This is a genomic window from Brevibacterium sp. HMSC22B09 (genome assembly GCF_001806795.1).
GTDB classification, from domain to species: domain Bacteria; phylum Actinomycetota; class Actinomycetes; order Actinomycetales; family Brevibacteriaceae; genus Brevibacterium; species Brevibacterium ravenspurgense.
Map to the genome: position 1 here is coordinate 61,340 of NZ_KV785993.1, position 19,723 is coordinate 81,062.

The window sequence follows — 19,723 nt, forward strand, 5'->3', positions numbered from 1 at the left end:
GGTATATGAAGGAATTCACTGCTGAAGAAATCGCCGCCGCGACCGGCGGCGAACTCTACGGAATCACACCGGACACGGCTCTGTGCGCCGGTGTCGTCACCGACTCCCGCGAAGTGGCGCCGGGCGACATCTACGTTGCGCGCACCGGCGAAAACCACGACGGCCTCGAATTCGCCGCGGCGGCCGTACAGGCCGGTGCGGCCCTCGTCATCGCCGAGGCCGTCCCATCCGTCGACGGCGAACACCTGCCGTCCTGCGTTGTCGACGATGCGACGGCCGCTCTCGGTCAGCTGGCCAAAGCGAACGTCGAAGCCCTTCGCAGCTCAGGCGAACTCACAGTCGTCGCAATCACCGGTTCTGCCGGAAAGACCACCGTCAAAGACCTCGCGGCAGCACTGCTGTCAACAGCCGGCGAGACCGTGTGGCCGCCGAATTCCTACAACAACGAAGTCGGTGTGCCGCTCACGGCGCTGCGCGCTGACGCTGACACCCGCTTCCTCGTGCTTGAAATGGGTGCGCGCAACATCGGCAACCTCGCCTACCTGACCTCGCTCGTGCGTCCCGATATCGGCGTTGAGCTCGGCGTCGGCTCGGCCCACGCCGGGGTCTTCGGCTCGATTGAGAACACGGCACGGGCAAAAGCGGAGCTTATTGAAGCGCTCGTGCCCGGCGGAACCGCGGTGCTCAACGGCAACGACCCGCGCGTGCGCTCCATGCAGTCAGTTCTCGCCGAAGGTGTTGACACCCTGTTCTTCGGTTCGAACCCTGACGAAGGCGTGTGGGCGTCCAACGTCGACATCCAGCCATCCGGTCGCACGGCGTTCGATCTGCACCTGCCTGACCACGACGAACCACTCCACATCGAACTTGCGCTGCTGGGCGAACACCACGTGACCAACGCTTTGGCCGCTTCGGCCATTGCACACCTGTGCGGGGTTGCGCCGAAGGACATCGCCACCATCCTGGCTACGTCCGGTGCGGCCAGCCGCTGGCGCATGGAGCTCATCGACTCGCCCGACGGCGTGACCGTGCTCAACGATGCCTACAACGCCAACCCCGATTCAATGCGCGCCGCCCTGAAGACGCTTGCCGCCATGGGCGCCGGTGATGCCGATCATCCGCCGCGCAGGACCTTCGCGGTGCTTGGCGAAATGCTCGAGCTCGGTGACGAATCCGCGGCGGCTCACTACGAGATCGGCCACCTGGTGGTCCGTCTCAACATCACCCGCACCATCGCCGTCGGACAGGGCGCCCTGCCCATCTACCAGGCTGCCAACCTCGAAGGATCCTGGGGCAGCGAGGCGGCCTGGGTGCCCACGGTCACGGAAGCGCGAGAACTTCTGGCTTCCGAAGTCGAACCCGGTGACATTGTTCTGTTCAAGTCCTCCCGCGACGCCGGTCTGCGATACCTGGGAGACGAATTCGCAGGAGTTTCTGTAGCCCAATGATCGCAGTCGTCCTCGCCCCGTGCTTTGCCCTGCTGCTGACGCTGCTGGGCACGCCGCAGTACATCAAGATCCTCGTCAAGAAGAACTACGGTCAGTTCGTTCGCGACGACGGTCCTGCGTCCCACGCAACCAAGCGGGGCACTCCCACAATGGGCGGTGTCGTCATCATCCTGGCGACCCTCGTGGCCTACTTCCTGGCGCACCTGCTGACCGGCTCCACGCCGACAGTGTCGGGTCTGCTGGTCCTGTGGCTCATGACGGGGCTGGGCGTTGTCGGCTTCTTGGACGACTTCATCAAAATCTCCAAGAAGCGCTCCCTTGGTCTGCGCCCGGTGCCCAAGATGATCGGGCAGGCCTTCGTCGGAGTGACCTTTGCCGTTGCCGCGCTGTTCTTCCCGAATGCCTACGGGCAGACTCCCGCAACCACCGCGATCTCGATTTTCCGCGACACCCGCTTCGACCTCGCGTTCGCCGGCTTCGGGGTGGGCCTGGTTCTGTTCATCATCTGGGCGAACCTCATCGTCACCGCAGTTTCGAACGCGGTCAACCTCACCGATGGTCTCGACGGTTTGGCTGCGGGCGCCTCTGCGATTGTGTTTGCCGCCTATGTCCTCATGACCTCGTGGCAGTCCACACAGAACTGTGACCTCATGTCCTCAGCCCGCGCTGGCTGCTATGAGGTTCGCGACCCGCGCGACCTCGCTATTGTCGCCGCAGCCATCGCGGCCGCCTGCGTGGGCTTCCTGTGGTGGAACGCATCACCCGCGAAGATCTTCATGGGCGACACCGGCTCGCTGGCGATCGGCGGTGCTTTCGGCGGTCTGGCGATCCTGTCGCGCACGGAAATCCTGCTTGTCATTCTGGGTGGTCTGTTCGTCATCATCACCCTGTCGGTGATTCTGCAGGTGGGCTCGTTCAAGCTGACGGGCAAACGCATTTTCCGCATGGCCCCGCTGCAGCACCACTTTGAGCTCAAAGGCTGGGCCGAAGTGACGATCGTCATCCGCTTCTGGATTGTTGCGCTGGTGTTCGCGGTCATCGGCGTCGCGCTGTTCTACGGGGAGTGGGTGTCGCACATTGGCTGATGACGCGCTCACGCCCTCCGGTGATCCCGCCGGTGAACAGCTGATGCTCATTCCCGCCATCAGCCCACCGGGTGCCGAACCTGTCGACTATCCGAACAAAGAGCGGATCCCGGCGGCTATCCACGGCCCGGAGTCGTCGCTTGCCGGCATCGTCGTGTGCGTGACCGGGTTGGGCGTTTCCGGCTACCCCATGGCGGTGCACCTGGCTGAGCGGGGTGCCGAAGTCATCGTCGTCGACGCTGATGACCAGCGTGACGAATCGGAACACGAAACAATCCTGCGGGTCTTCGACGTCGATATCCGCCGCGGACCCGAACATGTCGAGAAGCTGCCGCGCACCAGCTCGGGCCGTCTGCCCGACCTCGTGTGCACCTCGCCGGGCTGGCGTCCCGACCAGCCCCTGTTGGTTGAGGCTGCCGAACACGACATTCCGGTCATCGGCGAGGTGGAGCTCGCCTGGCGGGTGCGGGGAGCCAACAGTGCCCCGTGGCTTGTCGTCACCGGAACCAACGGCAAGACGACCACCACCTCGATGCTTGATTCAATGCTGAGGGCACAGGGTCTGCAGTCGCGGGCCTGCGGCAATATCGGTGCCCCGCTGCTGGAAGCTGTGCTCGATCCGGGTGCTGAGGTTCTGGCGATCGAACTGTCGAGCTTCCAGCTGCACTGGCAGTTCTCCATGGCCGCCCATTCGACTGCCGTTCTCAACCTGGCCGATGACCACCTCGACTGGCACGGCGGCTGGGACGGCTATGTGGCCGACAAGGCGAGGGTCTACTCCAATGTCCAGCTGGCGTGCGTCTACAGCTGCGAGGATCCCGCAACGCGTGAACTCGTCGAGGAAGCCGAAGTGATCGAAGGAGCCCGCGCGGTGGGCTTCCGTCTGGACACACCCCGTGTGGGCGAGCTCGGCGTTGTCGGAGAGATCCTCGCCGATCGGGCCTTTGCTCAGCGCCGCCAGACATCTGCACAGGAACTCGGCTCGCTGGACGACGTCGCGCAGGCCTCCGGAACACCCGGTGCAAAACCAGCTGACCACCAGGTTCTCAATGCTTTGGCGGCCGCCGCGTTGGCTCGCAGCATCGGCGTTGAACCCGCGGCCGTCCGTGATGGGCTGCGCAATCATCAAGTGGGCGATCACCGCAGCGCGATCGTGGCAGAAGCTGACGGTGTGACCTGGGTGGACGACTCAAAAGCCACCAACCCCCATGCCGCTGCCGCCGCTTTGGCCGCACACGAATCAATCGTGTGGATCGCCGGAGGACTGGCCAAGGGGGCAGACTTCACCGACCTGGTCCAGACATTTGCCGACCGGATTCGCACCGCCGTCGTCATCGGCACTGATTCATCCGAGCTGATTTCTGCTCTTGAAGCCGCGGACGTCGATTACACGGTCGTGCCGCCGTCAGGGCCCGACATCATGGAGGACAGCCGAACTCGCGGAGCAGATGTCATGCGGCGGGCGGTGGCAGCCGCCAGCCAGTACGCCGAAGACGGTGACACGGTGCTCTTGGCGCCGGCGTCGGCCAGCATGGACCAGTTCCTCAACTACGCAACGCGAGGCGATCTGTTTGCCGACGCTGTGCGAGGTGCTCTGCCGTGACCGGATCCGCCCCCACCCGGCGGAGGGGCTTCCGAACACAGATCACCGAGCTTTCCGACCGGTGGCAGCGCCTGCTTGCGCAGAAGACGACAACGTTCTACCTGATTCTCATTCCCGTCACGGCACTGACCGGCTTCGGCCTGCTCATGGTGCTCTCGGCATCGTCAGTCACCTCCGGTGATGCCAGCGTGTCGTCGGCTTTTTCGGTTTTCCTGCGCCAGGCGATCTACGCGGCATTCGGCCTGACCCTCATGGGCGTTGTGTCGTTCACGCCCGTGAAAGCGAGCTTCAGACTGGCCTATCCCGTTCTGATCGGAGCCATGATCCTGCAGGTTCTGCCGCTCACGCCGTTGGGCGTTGAGATCAACGGCAACCGCAACTGGATTCGGGTGGGACCTGTGCAGATCCAGCCGGCGGAGTTCGTCAAGATTGCCCTGGCGCTCTTCACTGCCCGCTACATGGCATTGATGGTTCGCAGGCCGTTCACCTTTAAGAACATGGTGGGCTTTCTGCTTTTCGCCGGCGGCACGGTGGGCCTGGTCATTGCGGGGCAGGACCTGGGAACGGTCATGGTCCTGTTCCTGATCTTGGGTACGGCACTGGTGATCGGCGGTCTTCCCAAACGCTGGATTTTCGGCTTGGCCACAGCCGCGGCCGGGATTGTCGCCTTCTTCGTTTTGACTAGTGAGAACCGCATGACCCGCGTGATGGCCATGCTTTCTGGCCGTGGCGGTGATTCCGGGGATCCGCTGGGTGCGCACTGGCAGTCAGACCACGGTCTGTACGCACTGGCCTCCGGAGGCTGGCTGGGTGTCGGTCTTGGTGCCAGCCGCGAAAAATGGTCGTGGCTGCCAGAAGCCCACAACGACTTCATCTTCGCAATCATCGGCGAAGAGCTCGGTCTGCTGGGCGCAGCCGCAGTGATTGCGCTGTTTGCCGTCCTTGGCTTTGGGATCTACCGGCTCATGGTGCAGTCCACAAGTGTTTTTGTGCAGACGGCATCCGCGGCTGTCTTCGCTTGGCTGATCGGCCAGGCCGCGGTCAACATCGCGGTTGTTGCGGGCATCGCCCCGGTGATCGGCGTGCCGCTTCCCTTTGTGTCCTACGGTGGGTCGTCGATGCTCGCGGCACTCATCGCCGCTGGTCTTCTGTTGTCCTTTGCCCGTTCAGAGGAGGGGGTCGCCGATGCTCTGCGTGAGCGGCGGTCCCGGTTCTGGGGCTCGCTGTCGTTCCTTAAGAGGAGGAGCTGAATTTGGTCAACGTTCTCTTTGCCGGCGGCGGCACAACGGGGCACGTAGCTCCGATGCTGTCGATTGCCGAAGACCTGCGGTTCCAGGACCCAGACTCTGACATCCTCATGCTGGGGACAGACGAAGGACTGGAGAAGCGACTGGTTCCGCAGGCGGGCTACCGCCTGCAGACAATCCCGAAGGTGCCCTTCCCACGAGGACTGAGCCCAAAGATTCTCACCTTTCCGTTCCAGTTCACCTCCAGCATCCGCCAGGTGCGCCGTCTGCTGAAGAAGCAGAAGACAGATGTTGTCGTCGGCGTGGGCGGTTACGTGTGCCCGCCGGCGTACCTGGCTGCCAAATCACTGGGCATCCCGATTGTTCTGCACGAAGCGAACGCGGTTCCCGGCATGGCCAACAAGCTCGGTGCCCGGTACGCCGAGGCATCGAACATCGGCTTCACCTTCGCTTCAACCCCCATGGCCGGCGAGCAGGTGGGCATGCCCATGCGCATTGAAATCGCCCAGGTTGATCGCAGCGACAGGCAGCAGCGTGCGCAGGCGGCCGAACGGCTCGGCATCAACCCGGATATGACGACCCTCGTTGTCACGGGAGGGTCCTCTGGCGCGCAGAAGATCAACGAGGCTTTCGTCCAGACCGCGTCAGAGTTCACCGGAGTCCAGGTTCTGCACATCACGGGTGCTGGCAAAGCCGATGAACTGCGCGAAGCAGCGAAGGACAGCCCTGACTACCACGTCGTTGAATACGTTGACGGTATGGAAAACGCCTATGCTGCCGCGGACCTCATCGTGTGTCGTTCGGGTGCGGGAACAGTAGCCGAAGTGACAGTCGCAGAAGTGCCGGCCGTTTATGTGCCGCTGGCAATCGGCAACGGAGAGCAGAAGCGCAACGCCGCTGACTCTGTGGCTGCCGGCGCGTCAATTCTGATCGACAACGCCGACTTCACTGCCGAAAGCGTGCGTAACACCGTCCTGCCGCTGCTGCGAAACCCCGAACAGCTGGAAAAGATGAGTGCAGCCGCCCGCGGTCTGGAGTTCCCCGTCAACGCCGACCGGGCGATGACGAAGAAGATCTTCGCCGCCGCAGGCATTGCGCACCCCGGCCGCGAGTACCCACCCGCCCGCCAAACGCGCCGTGAGCGCGGCACAAAGGAGAGCTGAATGAAACCCGCCCTCAGCGAGCCCATCCACTTCATCGGCATCGGCGGAGCAGGGATGTCCGGCATCGCGCGCGTCATGCTGATGCGCGGATGTTCCGTCACTGGCTCTGATGCCAAAGACTCCTCCGTCGTCACGGCTCTGCGCGCACAGGGAGCCCAGATCAACATCGGGCACAGTGCAGAAGCCGTCGACGGTGCGGGAACTGTCGTCGTGTCGTCCGCAATCCGTGAAAGCAACCCCGAGCTTGCCGCCGCCCGCAGCAAGGGGATCCCCGTCATTCACCGTTCCGAGGCGCTTGCTTCGCTCATGGAGGGGTACCGCACGGTCGCGATTGCCGGAACCCACGGGAAAACAACCACCACGTCGATGGCGACGGTGGCGCTGCAGGCCTGCGGGGCCGACCCGTCATTCGTCATCGGGGGAGTGCTGACGGCGGCGGGCACGAACGCGCACAGCGGAACCGGCGACGTCTTTGTTGCGGAAGCCGATGAGTCAGACGGTTCGTTCCTTCTGTACAGTCCCGAAATTGCCGTCGTGACCAATGTTGAGGCTGACCACCTCGACCACTACGGCAGCTGGGAGAAGGTCCGCGAGGCTTTTGCACAGTTCGCTCACCGGGTCGAAGAGAACGGGGGAGTGCTCATTGCGTGTGCCGACGATGCCGGCAGCCGGGAAGTGGCCGACTTGGCACGCAGCCGAGGAGTCAGCGTCATCACCTACGGCACCTCGGAAGACGCTGACGTGCGGATCGTCGACGCCCACCACACACACCAGTCTCAGAGCTTCGCACTGGAGACCGCAGACGGTCGATCCGGCCCGTACGAATTGAGCCTGCCGGGGCTGTACAACCTGCGCAACGCGGCTGCCGCACTGACGATCGTGGCTGAACTCGGCCTCGACGTTGACGCTGCAGCCGAAGGCTTAGGCCGCTTCGGTGGCACCAAACGGCGCTTTGAGCTCAAAGGAACGCAGAGGGGCGTGCGGGTTTTTGACGACTACGCCCACCATCCCACGGAGTTGCACAACCTGCTGACCGCGGCCAAGCAGGTAGTTGACCCAGAGCGCAGCGTCCGCGTTGTGTTCCAGCCGCACCTGTACAGCCGCACTCAGAACTTCCGCCGCGAGTTCGGCGAGGCGCTGGGTCTGGCTGACGACGTCATCGTCATGGATGTCTATCCGGCTCGCGAAGACCCGATCCCGGGCGTGACCGGGGCTATTGTCGCCGCCGAGGTGCCGCTGTCTGCTGACAAGGTCACTTTTGTTCCGTCCTTTGCCGAGGTGGCAGACCTGGTTGCGGGGCGCTGCCGGCCCGGTGACGTGGTCATCACCGCGGGGGCGGGGGACGTGACGATCGTCGGACCGGAAATCCTGGATTCGCTGCGCAGCCGATGAACACCGCGAGCCTCGACGAGCGACGCAGAGAACACCGTTCTCTGCGGGTGCGGCGGATCCTGTACGGGGGCGTCGCTGCTGTTGCTGTGCTCGCTCTGGGAGCGGTCGTATGGTTTTCCCCGCTGCTTGCGCTCACGGACGTCAAAGCTGAGGGCGCGCAGCTCGTCGACGGCGATGAAGTGGCTGCCTTCATGCTTCAAAAGCACGAAGGGACACCGCTGCCGCAGCTGCGATCCCAGCGGCTGAAAGATGAGCTTGCGGAAGAGTTTCCGCTGGCGCGCAGCTTTGACATCAGTCTTGCCGGACCTCGTTCACTCCGGGTGAAAGTGCACGACAGACAGCCAGCGTTCACGGTTAAGCGCGGAGAAGCCTGGGAGATCTACGACCGCGAAGCAGTCGTGTTGGGCAACCCCGATGACAAACCGAAAGACGTTCCCATGTTCGTCGGAACTGCTGACCGGGAGGGGATCGAAATCGCGTCCACGGTTGTCAGCAGCCTGGGGGAGAACCTCAAGCAGACCGAGGCCGTCGCCGTGAAGAGCTCCACGCGGACGGCTGTGATCATGCGGCCCAAAGAGGACTATACGGTCGCAGTCATACTCGGCGAGCCGACGGATATCAAAGCGAAACTCACGACGGCGCGCACAATCATGGAAGACGAACCACCGGTCATTGACGTGCAGAGCACAGCAGTCCCCGCGACAAAAGAGGACGCGCCGGCGTGGGCTCGTCTGCCGCGGGAAGCAGACTCCCAAGACTGACCGTCTAAGACACACCGCGCGGGTGGTTGCACACGCATAGCGGCTTTAATACCGTTCTGACGAAGACCATTATCGGCATCGACCGCTGAAAGAGGAATCGACTTGGCTGAATACCCCAATTCCGGAGCTGAGATCAAAGTTGCCGGCACCGGCGGTGGTGGTGTCAACGCTGTCCAGCGCATGATCGACGCCGGTCTGCGCGGAGTTGAGTTCATCGCAATCAACACCGATGCCCAGGCCCTTGTTCTGTCCGAAGCAGACACCAAAATCGAAATCGGCCGCGAACTTACCCGCGGCCTCGGCGCAGGCGCTGATCCTGAGATCGGCAAGCGCGCCGCAGAAGACTCCGAAGACGCCATCAAGGAAGCGCTCGAAGGCGCCGACATGGTCTTCGTCACCGCCGGCGAAGGCGGTGGCACGGGCACCGGTGCGGCTCCCGTTGTTGCGCGCATCGCACGCAGCCTGGGGGCTCTGACGATCGGCGTTGTCACACGTCCCTTCACATTCGAGGGGCGCCGCCGTTCGGAACAGGCCGAGGCCGGCATTGCCGCACTGCGTGAAGAAGTCGACACGCTCATCGTCATCCCGAACGACCGCCTCCTGTCGATTTCCGACAAGAACGTCACGATCGTCGAAGCGTTCAACGCCGCAGACGAAGTCCTGCGCTCCGGTGTGCAAGGCATCACGGACCTCATTTCCACTCCCGGCTACATCAACCTCGACTTCGCCGACGTCAAGTCGGTTATGCAGGACGCCGGCACGGCGCTCATGGGCATCGGCTCGGCAGTCGGCGAAGACCGCGCGATCCAGGCTTCGGAAGCTGCCATCTCCTCGCCGCTTCTGGAGGCCAGCATCGACGGTGCGCACGGCGTGCTCATGCTCGTCCAGGGTGGCGAAGACCTCGGCCTGTTCGAGGTCAACGAAGCTGCCCGCCTCGTGCAGGAAGCCGCTCACCCCGAAGCAAACATCATCTTCGGCAATGTCATCGACTCGGCCCTGGGTGACGAAGTCCGCGTGACCGTCATCGCCGCTGGCTTCGACCCGACCCCTAAGGGCGACCGCGAAGGCCAGCAGGCCGCGCCGGCTGTGCCTTCCGCACAGACCGCCGCCACGGCGCAGGCAGCTCGCGAAGAGAGCCCTGCTCCGGAGGTCACTGAAGCTGAACCGAAGAACGACATCCCGCAGGAACTGCCGGATGAGCGCGATGACTTCGGCGGCGATTCGCTCGACATTCCCTCTTTCCTGAAGTAACGCAGTGCTGCAGGCCAGGCACGTTCTCAGCGGTTCAGCGGGGAAAGCCCACGTGGCTTTCACTGATCGCTGGGGCGGCTACAGCTCTGGCCGCTTCAGTTCGCTCAATCTGGGCCGTTCGGTTGGCGACGACGACACCCTCGTCGACGCCAACCGTTCCGCGTTGGCTGCGGCACTGTCGCTTTCGGCCGACAAGATCAGCTTCGTCAGCCAGGTGCACGGAACTGACGTCCACCACGTGCAGACGGAAGGCGACGTCGCTGAAGGGCCGCAGGCCGATGCGCAGATCACGTCTTTGGCGGGAATCGGGTTGGCCGTACTGACCGCTGACTGCGTTCCCGTGGCACTCGCTGCACCGGACACTGGACACATCGGAGTTGTGCACGCGGGACGCCGCGGCATGCTGGACGGCGTTGCGGTGCGCGCTGTCGAAGAAATGCGCGAGGCGGGTGCCCGAAGCATCTTCGCCTACATCGGCCCGTCCATCTGCCCTCGCTGTTATGAGGTTCCTGATCGGATGCGCGCCGAGGCTATGGAAGTCTGCCCGGTTGCCGGAGCAGTTTCCGCTGCGGGAACAGCCGCGATCGACGTAGCGGGCGGAGTTGCTCATCAGCTGGTGCAGGCGGGTGTTGAGATCGCGGAGTTTTCGCGCACCTGCACATATGAAGCTTCTGAGCTGTACTCCTACCGGCGCGAACAGACCACCGGCCGGATGGCTGTTGTCGCATGGTTTGAATCACGCCGCGACACGCCTTAGATGATCGATCTATTTGTACTCGCTCTGCGATAGTTTCGTGGAGAGAGTTTCCCCCGGACGGCACCAGGAGGTCCCGTGTCTACTCTGAAGAAGATCGGCAACTACTTCGGCTTCGGCGAAGAAGAGTACGACGACGTCTACGCGCACGAAGAAGTGCGCGCTGAACAGCCCGAGCAGGCTGAACCGGCGTCCGAGCCAACCTCGATCGTCCCGAATGAACCTGCTCCCGAACCCGCGCAGGTCACTCCCATCCGCGCATCCGTGCGCCCGGTAGAAACGGCGGCACCCTCAACTATGTCTCGCATTCAGACGATTCACCCCCGTTCGTACAACGACGCCAAGATCATCGGCACCACCTTCCGTGAAGGCGTGCCGGTCATCATGAACCTGTCCGCTATGGACGAAGCGAACTCCAAGCGGCTCGTGGACTTCTCTGCCGGCCTGATCTTCGGCCTGCGCGGTTCCATCGAAAAGGTCACGAACTCGGTGTTCCTCCTGACACCCGAGAACATCGAAGTGACCGCAGAAGCTGACGGTGAAGAAGATTCGCAGGCGAGCTTCTTCAACCAGAGCTGAGAGAACCGACCGGGTACTCCGGGTACTCTAGGGGGCGGCGGGGCAACACCCGCCGCCTTCTTCATTGGAAAGGGCACAGAGTGGGTTATCCATTCATCATCGTGGGCATGTTGCTCAACCTGTACGTCTACGTGCTCATCGCGCGCGTGATTTTTGATCTGATTCAGGTTTTCAGCCGTGACTGGCGGCCGCAGGGCTTCATGCTGGCAGTCGCTGAAATCATTTACACACTGACGGATCCGCCGGTGAAAGCGGTTCGCAAGGTGATTCCCCCGCTGCGCTTGGGAGGCATTGCCCTTGACCTGGGTTTCATCATCGTCTTCATCGCGGTGCAGGTTCTCGCCGGGATGCTCATTCGCTTCGGCTACACAATGCTGTAGCAGTGGCTTTCACATAGCGAAGTTCTGCAAAAAATCACAATTCAGCCGGCCTGAGCAGGCATTCGAAAAGACAAAACGCCTCGCTGTGGTCTAAAGTGTTGTTTAATATCGTTCATCGATGTAGCAACTGTAATCTCGATAAAAGGTGGGCTCATGGCGCTTACGCCTGAAGACGTAGTTAACAAGCGGTTCCAGCACGTTAAGTTCCGTGAAGGTTACGACCAGGACGAAGTCGACGACTTCCTTGACGAGGTCGTAGTTGAACTGCGCCGTCTTTACACCGAAAACGACGATCTTCGCCAGAAGCTCTCGGCTGCCGAAGCCAAGGTTGAAGAACTGCAGTCGAAGAAGGCTCCCGCCTCTGCTCCGGCTGAAGCTCCCAAGGCTGAAAAGAAGGCTGAGGCTGCTCCTGCAACTGCTCCGCAGGCTCCCGCCAAGACCGAAACCTCTGCCCCGGTCGAAGCCGACAAGGCTGAGAAGGCTGACAAGCCTAAGGAAGAAGCAGCCGCTAAGGAAGCTCCTGAAGCCAAGGAAGCTCCCAAGGCTCCTGCCGCCCCGGCCGCTTCCGCCGGTGTTGCCGGTGCCGCCGTCGGTGCGTCTGCTGCCGCTCCCGCCGCACAGGGCGGCGACCAGGACGCTCACGGCCTGATCGCTCTGGCCCAGCGCGTCCACGACGAACACGTTGCCGAAGGTGAGCGCACCCGCGACAAGCTGATCGGCGAAGCCGAAAAGAAGTCCGCTGACATCCTGTCGGCCGCCGAAAAGAAGCGTGACGAAACGCTGAGCCAGCTGGAGAACCAGAAGGCTTCGCTCGAACGCGAAATCGACGGTCTGCAGAACTTCGAACGCCAGTACCGCACCCGCCTCAAGAGCTACCTGTCGGACCAGCTCCGCGACCTCGAAAGCTCGGGCACCCTCGCACCGGAAACCCTTTCCGGCAGCAAGGTGGGCGGAAACTCGAACTCACTCTGATCTCTCACATGACAGAGGCGGCCATCTTCTGATGGCCGCCTCTGCTTGTATCCGATCCCTGAACGCAGCTTCCCAGGAGAACCGTGACTCGACGCTCAGCACGTCTGCTGTTGGCCGGCATCGCAGCCTTGGCCTTCGCACTTGACCAAGCGACCAAGGCGATCGCAGTCATGGCACTCGAAGGCCAGCCGCGCATTGCAGTCATCGGGGACCTTGTGGGATTCGCGTTCCTGCGCAATCCCGGTGCGGCCTTCGGCATGGGCGCATCGAGCACGTGGATTTTCAGCGCGATTGCCGTTGCCGTGTTCTTTGCAATCGTGATTGCGGCCCGCCGTTTGCGCTCACCGCTGTGGGCGGTTGGACTCGGGCTTCTGCAGGGAGGCCTGCTGGGCAACCTGTTCGACCGCCTGTTCCGACCGCCCGGGTTCTTCCACGGCGCGGTTGTCGACTTCATTGACCTGCATTTCTTCGTGTGCAATGTTGCCGACATCGCGATCACCGGGGCGGCGGCAATTCTCATGCTGGCTGCACTCAAGGGCACCCCGCTGGACGAAGCGCAGGCTCAACCGCAGGAGAACCATGACTGAGCGCTCTTTTCTCATTCCCGAAGGTCTTGACGGTGAACGCATCGACGCTGCACTGTCGAGGCTTTTGGGTCTGTCACGGTCGAAAGCCGCCCAGATTGCGGCTGAGGGCGGAGTGCACATTGACGGCGCTCTCGCCCAGAAGTCTTCGCGTGTGACCGGCGGAGCTCGTGTCGATGTCATCATGCCAGAACCGGAAAAGCCGCTGAGCATCGTGGCTGATCCCGTGCCCGGCATGAAGATCCTCTACGAAGACCCCGCCATCATCGTCGTAGACAAACCGATCGGCGTCGCTGCCCATGCCGCAGCCGGTTGGTCAGGGCCGACGGTCATCGGCGGTCTTGCGGCAGCCGGGCACAAGATCGCCACGAGCGGAGCCGCGGAACGCCAGGGCATCGTGCACCGCCTTGATGTTGGCACCTCGGGAGTCATGGTCGTCGCAAAAGGCGAACACGCCTACTCTGTCCTCAAACGGGCCTTCAAACAGAGGGAAGTCGACAAGACCTACCACGCGCTCGTCCAGGGGCTGCCAGACCCCGTGGTCGGAACAATTGAAGCCTCCATCGGACGCCATCCGCGCCGTGACGGCCTGTACGCTGTCCGGTCAGAAGGCAAACACGCCATCACCCACTACACGCTGCTGGAAGCTTTCAGGTCGGCCAGTCTGCTCGAAATCGATCTGGAAACCGGGCGCACCCACCAGATTCGCGTGCACATGTCCGCTACGAAACACCCGTGCTGCGGTGACCTTCCCTACGGAGCCGACCCGGTCTTGGCCCAACAACTGGGGCTTGAGCGGCAATGGCTGCACGCCGTGCGACTGGGGTTCGTACATCCCGAATCGGGGGAGTACGTAGAATTCGAATCCCAGTACCCGGCTGATCTGCAGAACGCGCTCGACCACCTGCGCGCTGCCGCCGGCGAGTAAGGAGAGCAGAATCCGTGGCTGACAGCTTTTCGCACCTGCACGTTCACACCGAATACTCGATGCTCGACGGGGCGGCACGCCTCGGAGATCTCATGCAGGCTGTCAAAGCCAGCGGTATGGATTCGATTGCGATCACCGATCACGGCTACCTGTTCGGTGCGTTCGACTTCTACTCGCAGGCTGTCGCCAACGGAATCAAGCCGATCATCGGCTTGGAAGCCTATGTGACACCGGGAACCTCACGGCACGACAAGACTCGCGTCAAATGGCGGACTGACGAAGCCCAGCGCGGCGACGACGTATCCGGCGGCGGTGCGTACACCCACATGACCATGTGGGCACGCGACAACCGGGGAATGTCGAACCTGTTCAAAGCCGCCTCCATGGCTTCTCTTGACTCGGTTTTCGGCAAATGGCCGCGCCTGGACCGGGAACTGCTGTCGAAGCACTCCGAGGGCATCATCGCAACAACCGGATGCCCTTCCGGAGAAGTGCAGACGCGCCTGCGCCTCGGTCAGTTCGATGAGGCACTTGCCGCCGCAGCGGAGTTCCAAGACATCTTCGGCAAAGAGAACTTCTTCTGCGAAATCATGGACCACGGGCTCAGCATTGAAAAGCGCGTGTCCAAAGACCTCCTCGAGATCGCCAAACGCCTCGACCTGCCGCTCGTGGCAACCAACGACCTCCACTACACCCACGAATCTGACGCAAAAGCCCACGAAGCGCTCCTGGCCATCCAATCCGGTTCGAAGCTCATCGAACCGACCTACGATCAGGGCGGTTCGCGCTTTGCGTTCTCCGGCACCGGCTACTACCTGAAATCCGCGGCCGAAATGCGGGCCCTGTTCAAAGAAATGCCGGAGGCCTGCGACAACACCCTGCGCATTGCCGAAATGTGTGATGTGTCTTTTGACACGAATGCGAACTTCATGCCGAAGTTCCCCACACCAGACGGCGAAGACGAAGAGTCCTGGCTGTACAAGGAAGTCGACAAGGGTCTGCACTACAGGTTCCCCGACGGCATTCCCGACGATGTGCGCAAGCAGGCGGACTATGAGCTCGGAATCATCTCGAATATGGGATTTCCCGGCTACTTCCTCGTGGTTGCCGACTTCATCAACTGGGCGAAGGACAACGGCATTCGCGTAGGCCCCGGCCGAGGCTCCGGTGCGGGCTCCATGGTCGCCTACGCCCTGCGCATCACCGACCTCAATCCGCTTGAACACGGACTGATCTTCGAACGGTTCCTCAACCCCGACCGCGTGTCGATGCCCGACTTCGACGTCGACTTCGACGACCGTCGACGCGGCGAGGTCATCGAATACGTAACCCGCAAATACGGCTCCGAATACGTTTCGATGATCGTCACCTTCGGCACCATCAAAACCAAGCAGGCGCTGAAAGACTCCGCGCGCGTGCTCGGCAAACCGTTCTCGCTGGGGGAGCGGCTGACAAAGGAGCTTCCGCCGGCGGTCATGGCCAAGGACATTCCCCTGGCCGATATCGAAAACCCCAAGGCGCCTCGCTATGGGGAAGCCGGGGACTTCCGTACGTTCATCGAAAACGATCCGGAAGCACGCGAAGTCTTCGACACAGCACTTGGCCTGGAGGGCCTGAAACGGCAGTGGGGCGTGCACGCCGCCGGCGTCATCATGTCCTCAGCGCCGATCATCGATGTCATCCCGATCATGCGCCGTATTCAGGACGGCCAGGTCATCACGCAGTTCGACTATCCGACAGCTGAGGGCCTCGGACTGATCAAGATGGACTTCTTGGGGCTGCGGAACCTGACGATCATTTCGGACGCGATTGAGAACATCAAGGTCAACCGCGACTTCGACCTCGATCTGGAAACCCTCGAACTGGATGACCGGGCGACCTACGAACTTCTGGCCCGCGGGGACACCCTCGGTGTGTTCCAGCTGGACGGCGGGGGACTGCAAGGTCTGCTGCGGCTGATGAAGCCGGACAACTTCGAAGACATTTCGGCAACCCTGGCCCTGTACCGCCCAGGCCCCATGGGCGCGGATTCACACACCAACTACGCCAAGCGCAAAAACGGTCTCCAGCCGATCACCCCAATCCACCCGGAACTTGCCGAACCCCTGGCAGAGATCCTCGACACGACCTACGGCCTGATCATCTACCAGGAGCAGGTCATGGCGATCGCGCAGAAGGTCGCCGGATATTCGCTCGGTCAGGCAGATATTCTGCGCCGCGCTATGGGCAAGAAGAAAAAGGCCGAACTGGATGCCCAGCAGGAGGGCTTCTTCGGCGGCATGAAGGAACGCGGCTACTCGAAAGAAGCTGCGCAGGCGCTGTGGGACATCTTGCTGCCGTTCTCGGACTACGCGTTCAACAAGGCGCACTCCGCCGCCTACGGTGTGGTGTCCTACTGGACCGCCTACCTTAAGGCGCACTATCCGGCCGAGTACATGGCGGCGCTGCTGACCTCGGTTGCTGACAACAAGGACAAGCTTGCCCTTTACCTCAACGAGTGCCGGAAGATGCACATTACGGTGCTGCCGCCGGACGTCAACGAATCGCAGCTGAACTTCACCCCGGTCGGCGACGACATTCGCTTCGGCATGGGGGCCGTGCGCAATGTGGGCGACAACGTGGTTGATGGAATCGTCAACGCCCGCGCTGAAAAGGACGACTTCACCTCGTTCTCGGATTTCCTGGACAAAGTGCCCTCCCACGTGTGCAATAAGCGCACGGTGGAATCGCTCATCAAATCGGGCGCTTTTGACTCTCTCGGTGAAACCAGGCGCGCTCTGGTCGAGATCCACGAGGAAGCTGTGGACTCGGTCATCGGCGTCAAACGGCAGGAGGCTGTCGGCCAGTTCGACCTGTTTGCCGGTTTGGGTGAAGGCGAGGGAGCTGAATTCTCGGTCCCCGTGCCGGACCGGCCCGAATGGGACAAGAAGGAAAAGCTCGCCTTTGAGCGCGAAATGATCGGCCTGTACGTGTCGGATCACCCGCTCAACGGACTCGAGGGTGTGTTGGCGAGCGAAGCCGATACGTCGATTGTGCAGCTGCTGGATCCTGAAAGCCACGTGCGCGACGGTTCGAGTGTGACGGTGTGCGGCATCATCACGCAGGTGCAGCGCAAAGTGTCGAAGAACTCCGGCAAGCCCTATGCCATCGTCACGGTCGAGGACTTGGAAGCGAGCCTGGAGATCATGTTCTTCGGCGACGTCTACGAACCCGTTGCCTCGCTGTTGGCCATCGACCTGGTGGTGACGATCACCGGCCGAGTTCGCCAGTCGGATGACCGGCCGACGTCGCTCATGGCCCAGTCGATGACGATTCCGGATGTCACTGACCCCGAGGACCGCCCCCTCGTGCTCACCGTTCCGCACTCGCTGCTGAGCGAACAGTTGGTCACCCAGCTCGGTGACATCCTGCGGTCCAACCGTGGGGCCACAGAGGTGCGCCTGGCCATCAAGGAACCTGGACGCACCACCCTTATGCGTTTGGACAGTTCCTGCAGTGTGACCAGCGGCCCGAGCCTCTTCGGTGACCTCAAGGCCCTTTTGGGCCCGCGCTGTCTGCAGGGCTGACAGCCGCTGGCTGTTCTCTGGCTGGACTCACGAGGCGGGTGCAGCACAATCTGCTCCGCTGGGATCCGTAGACTAACGGTGTGACTGAACTTCTTCGCCGCATCGATCTGCGCAACACAGACATGGACCGCCGCACCCTTCGCACCGCGGTGCCGCGAGCCCACGCGGGCTTTTCCCACGCCGCGGGTGCGGCAGCCGGGGTGCTTGCTGACGTGCGTGAACGCGGGCGCGAAGCAGTTGTTGACCTCACCCACCGCTTTGACGGTGTGCGGTTGGAGCGCGTGCGTGTTCCCGAGGCAGAACTGAAAAAGGCCTATGACGATCTTCCCGCGGATGTCGCAGCAGCTCTGCGTGAAGCCCGTGCTCGGCTGGAGCGTGTGTCCGCTGGACAGCTGCCCTCGGATGACACCCAGACTTTCGCCCATGGCGGCACCGTCACCAGCAGATGGCAGCCGGTCGAGCGGGTGGGCCTGTATGTTCCCGGCGGACTGGCCGCGTACCCGTCTACTGTGCTGATGAACGCTGTGCCGGCTTTGACGGCCGGCGTGAAGTCGATGGCGATTGCTTCGCCTCCGGGCCCTGACGGTCTGCCCAACCGCACGGTCATGGCGGCCGCCCACCTGCTCGGAGTGACCGAAGTGTGGGCGATGGGCGGAGCCCAGGCGATCGGTGCTTTCGCATACGGATTCTCTGGTGGGGAAGATCTTGAGCCAGTGGATCTCATCACCGGTCCGGGCAACGCCTTTGTCGCTGCGGCAAAGGCCGAAGTGCGCGATGTTGTGGGCATTGACGCTGTTGCCGGTCCCACCGAGATCATCGTTGTAGCTTTGAGCGGTTCACGCCCCGACTTTGTTGCGGCTGACCTTCTGAGCCAAGCGGAGCACGACCCCCTTGCCGCTTCGGTTCTGGTGACCGACAGCGAAGACTTCGCTGATGCCGTCGATGCGGCTCTTGCCGAACAGACGGCGAAAACCCCACACCGCGAGCGTGTCGAACAGGCTCTGCGGGGCGAACAGTCCGGCACGATCCTGGTGTCCTCTCAGGACGACGCGATTGCCGTGGCAAACGCCTATGCGGGCGAACACGTTGAAGTTCACGGCGACGGCGCAGAGGAAGCCGCGCGTGGAATCGTCAACGGAGGTTCGGTTTTCATCGGCGATTATTCTCCCGTGGCTCTGGGCGACTATTGCTCCGGCTCTAACCACGTGCTTCCCACTGTCGGTTCGGCAGCTTTTGCCTCCGCGCTGGGCACCATGTCGTTTATGAAGGGCAGTCAGGTGATCAGCTACTCGAAGGAGGCGCTGGAGGCCGTTGCCGGTCACATCAGCGCGTTCAGCCGAGTGGAAGACCTGCCCGCGCACGGTGCAGCCGTGCAGATCCGGATGGAGGGCTGATGCACTGTCCTTTCTGTCGCAATGCTGATTCGCGCGTTGTGGATTCGCGGACTGCCGAAGACGGCGCCTCGATCCGCAGGCGCCGGCAGTGCACCGCGTGCGGCCGCCGTTTCACCACAATGGAGGCCACCAGCCTGTCTGTCATCAAACGTTCGGGTGTGACCGAGGAGTTTTCTCGTTCCAAGGTGATTTCCGGTGTGCGCAAAGCCTGCCAGGGTCGTCCGGTCGAAGAAGACGACCTCGCCAAGCTCGCCCAGACGGTCGAAGAGGCAATCCGTGCTCGTGGTGTTGCTGAAATCGATGCGGACGAAGTGGGCCTGACAATTCTGAGCCCGCTGCGCGAGCTCGACCAGGTGGCCTACCTGCGCTTTGCCAGTGTGTACCAGGGCTTTGAAAGCCTCGAAGACTTCGAAGAAGCCATTGAATCACTGCGCGCCGAACGCGACGGACGGGCTGCAGAGAAAGAATTCTGACAGTGACTTGCGCCCCGCACAGTGCATGTGTATAAAATGAGGGCACACACTTAAGTGTGGTCGCAACAGGCGGCATCGGAGGGGAAGCCGGTGCCGCCTGTTTTTATTTCCCTTCAACACTCAGGCAGCGCCCTGACCAGCGA

General features: G+C 62.3%; 17 protein-coding genes. All 17 read left to right on the plus strand.

Features of this window, described 5'->3' with window-relative positions:
- The first annotated feature begins 5 nt into the window (after positions 1–5).
- Positions 6–1,448 carry a UDP-N-acetylmuramoyl-tripeptide--D-alanyl-D-alanine ligase gene (gene murF / locus HMPREF3087_RS00580; RefSeq protein ID WP_070427678.1) on the plus strand — a complete coding sequence of 481 codons (1,443 nt, stop codon included), beginning with the start codon at positions 6–8 and terminating at the stop codon, positions 1,446–1,448.
- Complete coding sequence (gene mraY, locus HMPREF3087_RS00585; RefSeq protein WP_019175271.1) at positions 1,445–2,533, plus strand: phospho-N-acetylmuramoyl-pentapeptide-transferase; 1,089 nt, start codon at positions 1,445–1,447, stop codon at positions 2,531–2,533. Before murF ends, mraY begins: the two co-directional genes overlap by 4 nt.
- A gap of 43 nt (positions 2,534–2,576) precedes the next feature.
- Positions 2,577–4,136: a UDP-N-acetylmuramoyl-L-alanine--D-glutamate ligase gene (gene murD / locus HMPREF3087_RS00590; RefSeq protein ID WP_070427697.1), complete on the plus strand. Its 1,560-nt coding sequence runs from the start codon at positions 2,577–2,579 to the stop codon at positions 4,134–4,136.
- Positions 4,133–5,386: an FtsW/RodA/SpoVE family cell cycle protein gene (locus tag HMPREF3087_RS00595; RefSeq protein ID WP_070424195.1), complete on the plus strand. Its 1,254-nt coding sequence runs from the start codon at positions 4,133–4,135 to the stop codon at positions 5,384–5,386. Before murD ends, HMPREF3087_RS00595 begins: the two co-directional genes overlap by 4 nt.
- A 2-nt stretch (positions 5,387–5,388) precedes the next feature.
- Positions 5,389–6,546, plus strand: a complete 1,158-nt coding sequence (gene murG, locus HMPREF3087_RS00600) for an undecaprenyldiphospho-muramoylpentapeptide beta-N-acetylglucosaminyltransferase (RefSeq protein WP_070427679.1) — start codon at positions 5,389–5,391, stop codon at positions 6,544–6,546.
- Positions 6,547–7,938: a UDP-N-acetylmuramate--L-alanine ligase gene (murC, locus tag HMPREF3087_RS00605; RefSeq protein WP_070427680.1), complete on the plus strand. Its 1,392-nt coding sequence runs from the start codon at positions 6,547–6,549 to the stop codon at positions 7,936–7,938. It begins immediately after the preceding gene.
- Positions 7,935–8,699 (plus strand): cell division protein FtsQ/DivIB, encoded by a 765-nt coding sequence (locus HMPREF3087_RS00610; protein WP_070427681.1) that lies wholly within the window; start codon positions 7,935–7,937, stop codon positions 8,697–8,699. The genes murC and HMPREF3087_RS00610 overlap by 4 nt, the downstream gene beginning before the upstream one ends.
- A 102-nt stretch (positions 8,700–8,801) precedes the next feature.
- Complete coding sequence (ftsZ, locus tag HMPREF3087_RS00615) at positions 8,802–9,950, plus strand: cell division protein FtsZ (protein WP_061941281.1); 1,149 nt, start codon at positions 8,802–8,804, stop codon at positions 9,948–9,950.
- Positions 9,951–10,002: 52 nt separating this feature from the next.
- Positions 10,003–10,707, plus strand: coding sequence for a peptidoglycan editing factor PgeF (pgeF, locus tag HMPREF3087_RS00620; RefSeq protein WP_342341614.1), 705 nt, complete (start codon positions 10,003–10,005; stop codon positions 10,705–10,707).
- Positions 10,708–10,782: 75 nt separating this feature from the next.
- Positions 10,783–11,283 carry a cell division protein SepF gene (locus HMPREF3087_RS00625; protein ID WP_070427682.1) on the plus strand — a complete coding sequence of 167 codons (501 nt, stop codon included), beginning with the start codon at positions 10,783–10,785 and terminating at the stop codon, positions 11,281–11,283.
- 80 nt (positions 11,284–11,363) lie between these two features.
- Entirely contained in the window at positions 11,364–11,663 is a 300-nt protein-coding gene (locus HMPREF3087_RS00630; protein ID WP_019175262.1) for a YggT family protein, read from the plus strand.
- A 153-nt stretch (positions 11,664–11,816) separates the two neighbouring features.
- Positions 11,817–12,635 carry a DivIVA domain-containing protein gene (locus HMPREF3087_RS00635; RefSeq protein WP_062020847.1) on the plus strand — a complete coding sequence of 273 codons (819 nt, stop codon included), beginning with the start codon at positions 11,817–11,819 and terminating at the stop codon, positions 12,633–12,635.
- Positions 12,636–12,718: 83 nt separating this feature from the next.
- Positions 12,719–13,222 carry a signal peptidase II gene (locus HMPREF3087_RS00640; protein ID WP_070427683.1) on the plus strand — a complete coding sequence of 168 codons (504 nt, stop codon included), beginning with the start codon at positions 12,719–12,721 and terminating at the stop codon, positions 13,220–13,222.
- Complete coding sequence (locus HMPREF3087_RS00645; RefSeq protein ID WP_070427684.1) at positions 13,215–14,147, plus strand: RluA family pseudouridine synthase; 933 nt, start codon at positions 13,215–13,217, stop codon at positions 14,145–14,147. The genes HMPREF3087_RS00640 and HMPREF3087_RS00645 overlap by 8 nt, the downstream gene beginning before the upstream one ends.
- A 59-nt stretch (positions 14,148–14,206) precedes the next feature.
- Complete coding sequence (dnaE, locus tag HMPREF3087_RS00650; protein WP_070427698.1) at positions 14,207–17,713, plus strand: DNA polymerase III subunit alpha; 3,507 nt, start codon at positions 14,207–14,209, stop codon at positions 17,711–17,713.
- An 80-nt stretch (positions 17,714–17,793) separates the two neighbouring features.
- Positions 17,794–19,107, plus strand: a complete 1,314-nt coding sequence (gene hisD / locus HMPREF3087_RS00655) for a histidinol dehydrogenase (protein WP_083271943.1) — start codon at positions 17,794–17,796, stop codon at positions 19,105–19,107.
- Complete coding sequence (gene nrdR / locus HMPREF3087_RS00660; RefSeq protein ID WP_061941272.1) at positions 19,107–19,580, plus strand: transcriptional regulator NrdR; 474 nt, start codon at positions 19,107–19,109, stop codon at positions 19,578–19,580. Before hisD ends, nrdR begins: the two co-directional genes overlap by 1 nt.
- Positions 19,581–19,723 lie beyond the last annotated feature (143 nt).

What these genes read in the sequence shown, in the direction of transcription:
- murF (WP_070427678.1), top strand. Translation starts at nt 6, where the DNA reads ATGAAGGAATTCACTGCTGAAGAAATCGCCGCCGCGACCGGCGGCGAA.
- mraY (WP_019175271.1), top strand. Translation starts at nt 1,445, where the DNA reads ATGATCGCAGTCGTCCTCGCCCCGTGCTTTGCCCTGCTGCTGACGCTG.
- murD (WP_070427697.1), top strand. Translation starts at nt 2,577, where the DNA reads ATGCTCATTCCCGCCATCAGCCCACCGGGTGCCGAACCTGTCGACTAT.
- murC (WP_070427680.1), top strand. Translation starts at nt 6,547, where the DNA reads ATGAAACCCGCCCTCAGCGAGCCCATCCACTTCATCGGCATCGGCGGA.
- HMPREF3087_RS00610 (WP_070427681.1), top strand. Translation starts at nt 7,935, where the DNA reads ATGAACACCGCGAGCCTCGACGAGCGACGCAGAGAACACCGTTCTCTG.
- HMPREF3087_RS00635 (WP_062020847.1), top strand. Translation starts at nt 11,817, where the DNA reads ATGGCGCTTACGCCTGAAGACGTAGTTAACAAGCGGTTCCAGCACGTT.
- HMPREF3087_RS00645 (WP_070427684.1), top strand. Translation starts at nt 13,215, where the DNA reads ATGACTGAGCGCTCTTTTCTCATTCCCGAAGGTCTTGACGGTGAACGC.
- dnaE (WP_070427698.1), top strand. Translation starts at nt 14,207, where the DNA reads ATGCTCGACGGGGCGGCACGCCTCGGAGATCTCATGCAGGCTGTCAAA.
- nrdR (WP_061941272.1), top strand. Translation starts at nt 19,107, where the DNA reads ATGCACTGTCCTTTCTGTCGCAATGCTGATTCGCGCGTTGTGGATTCG.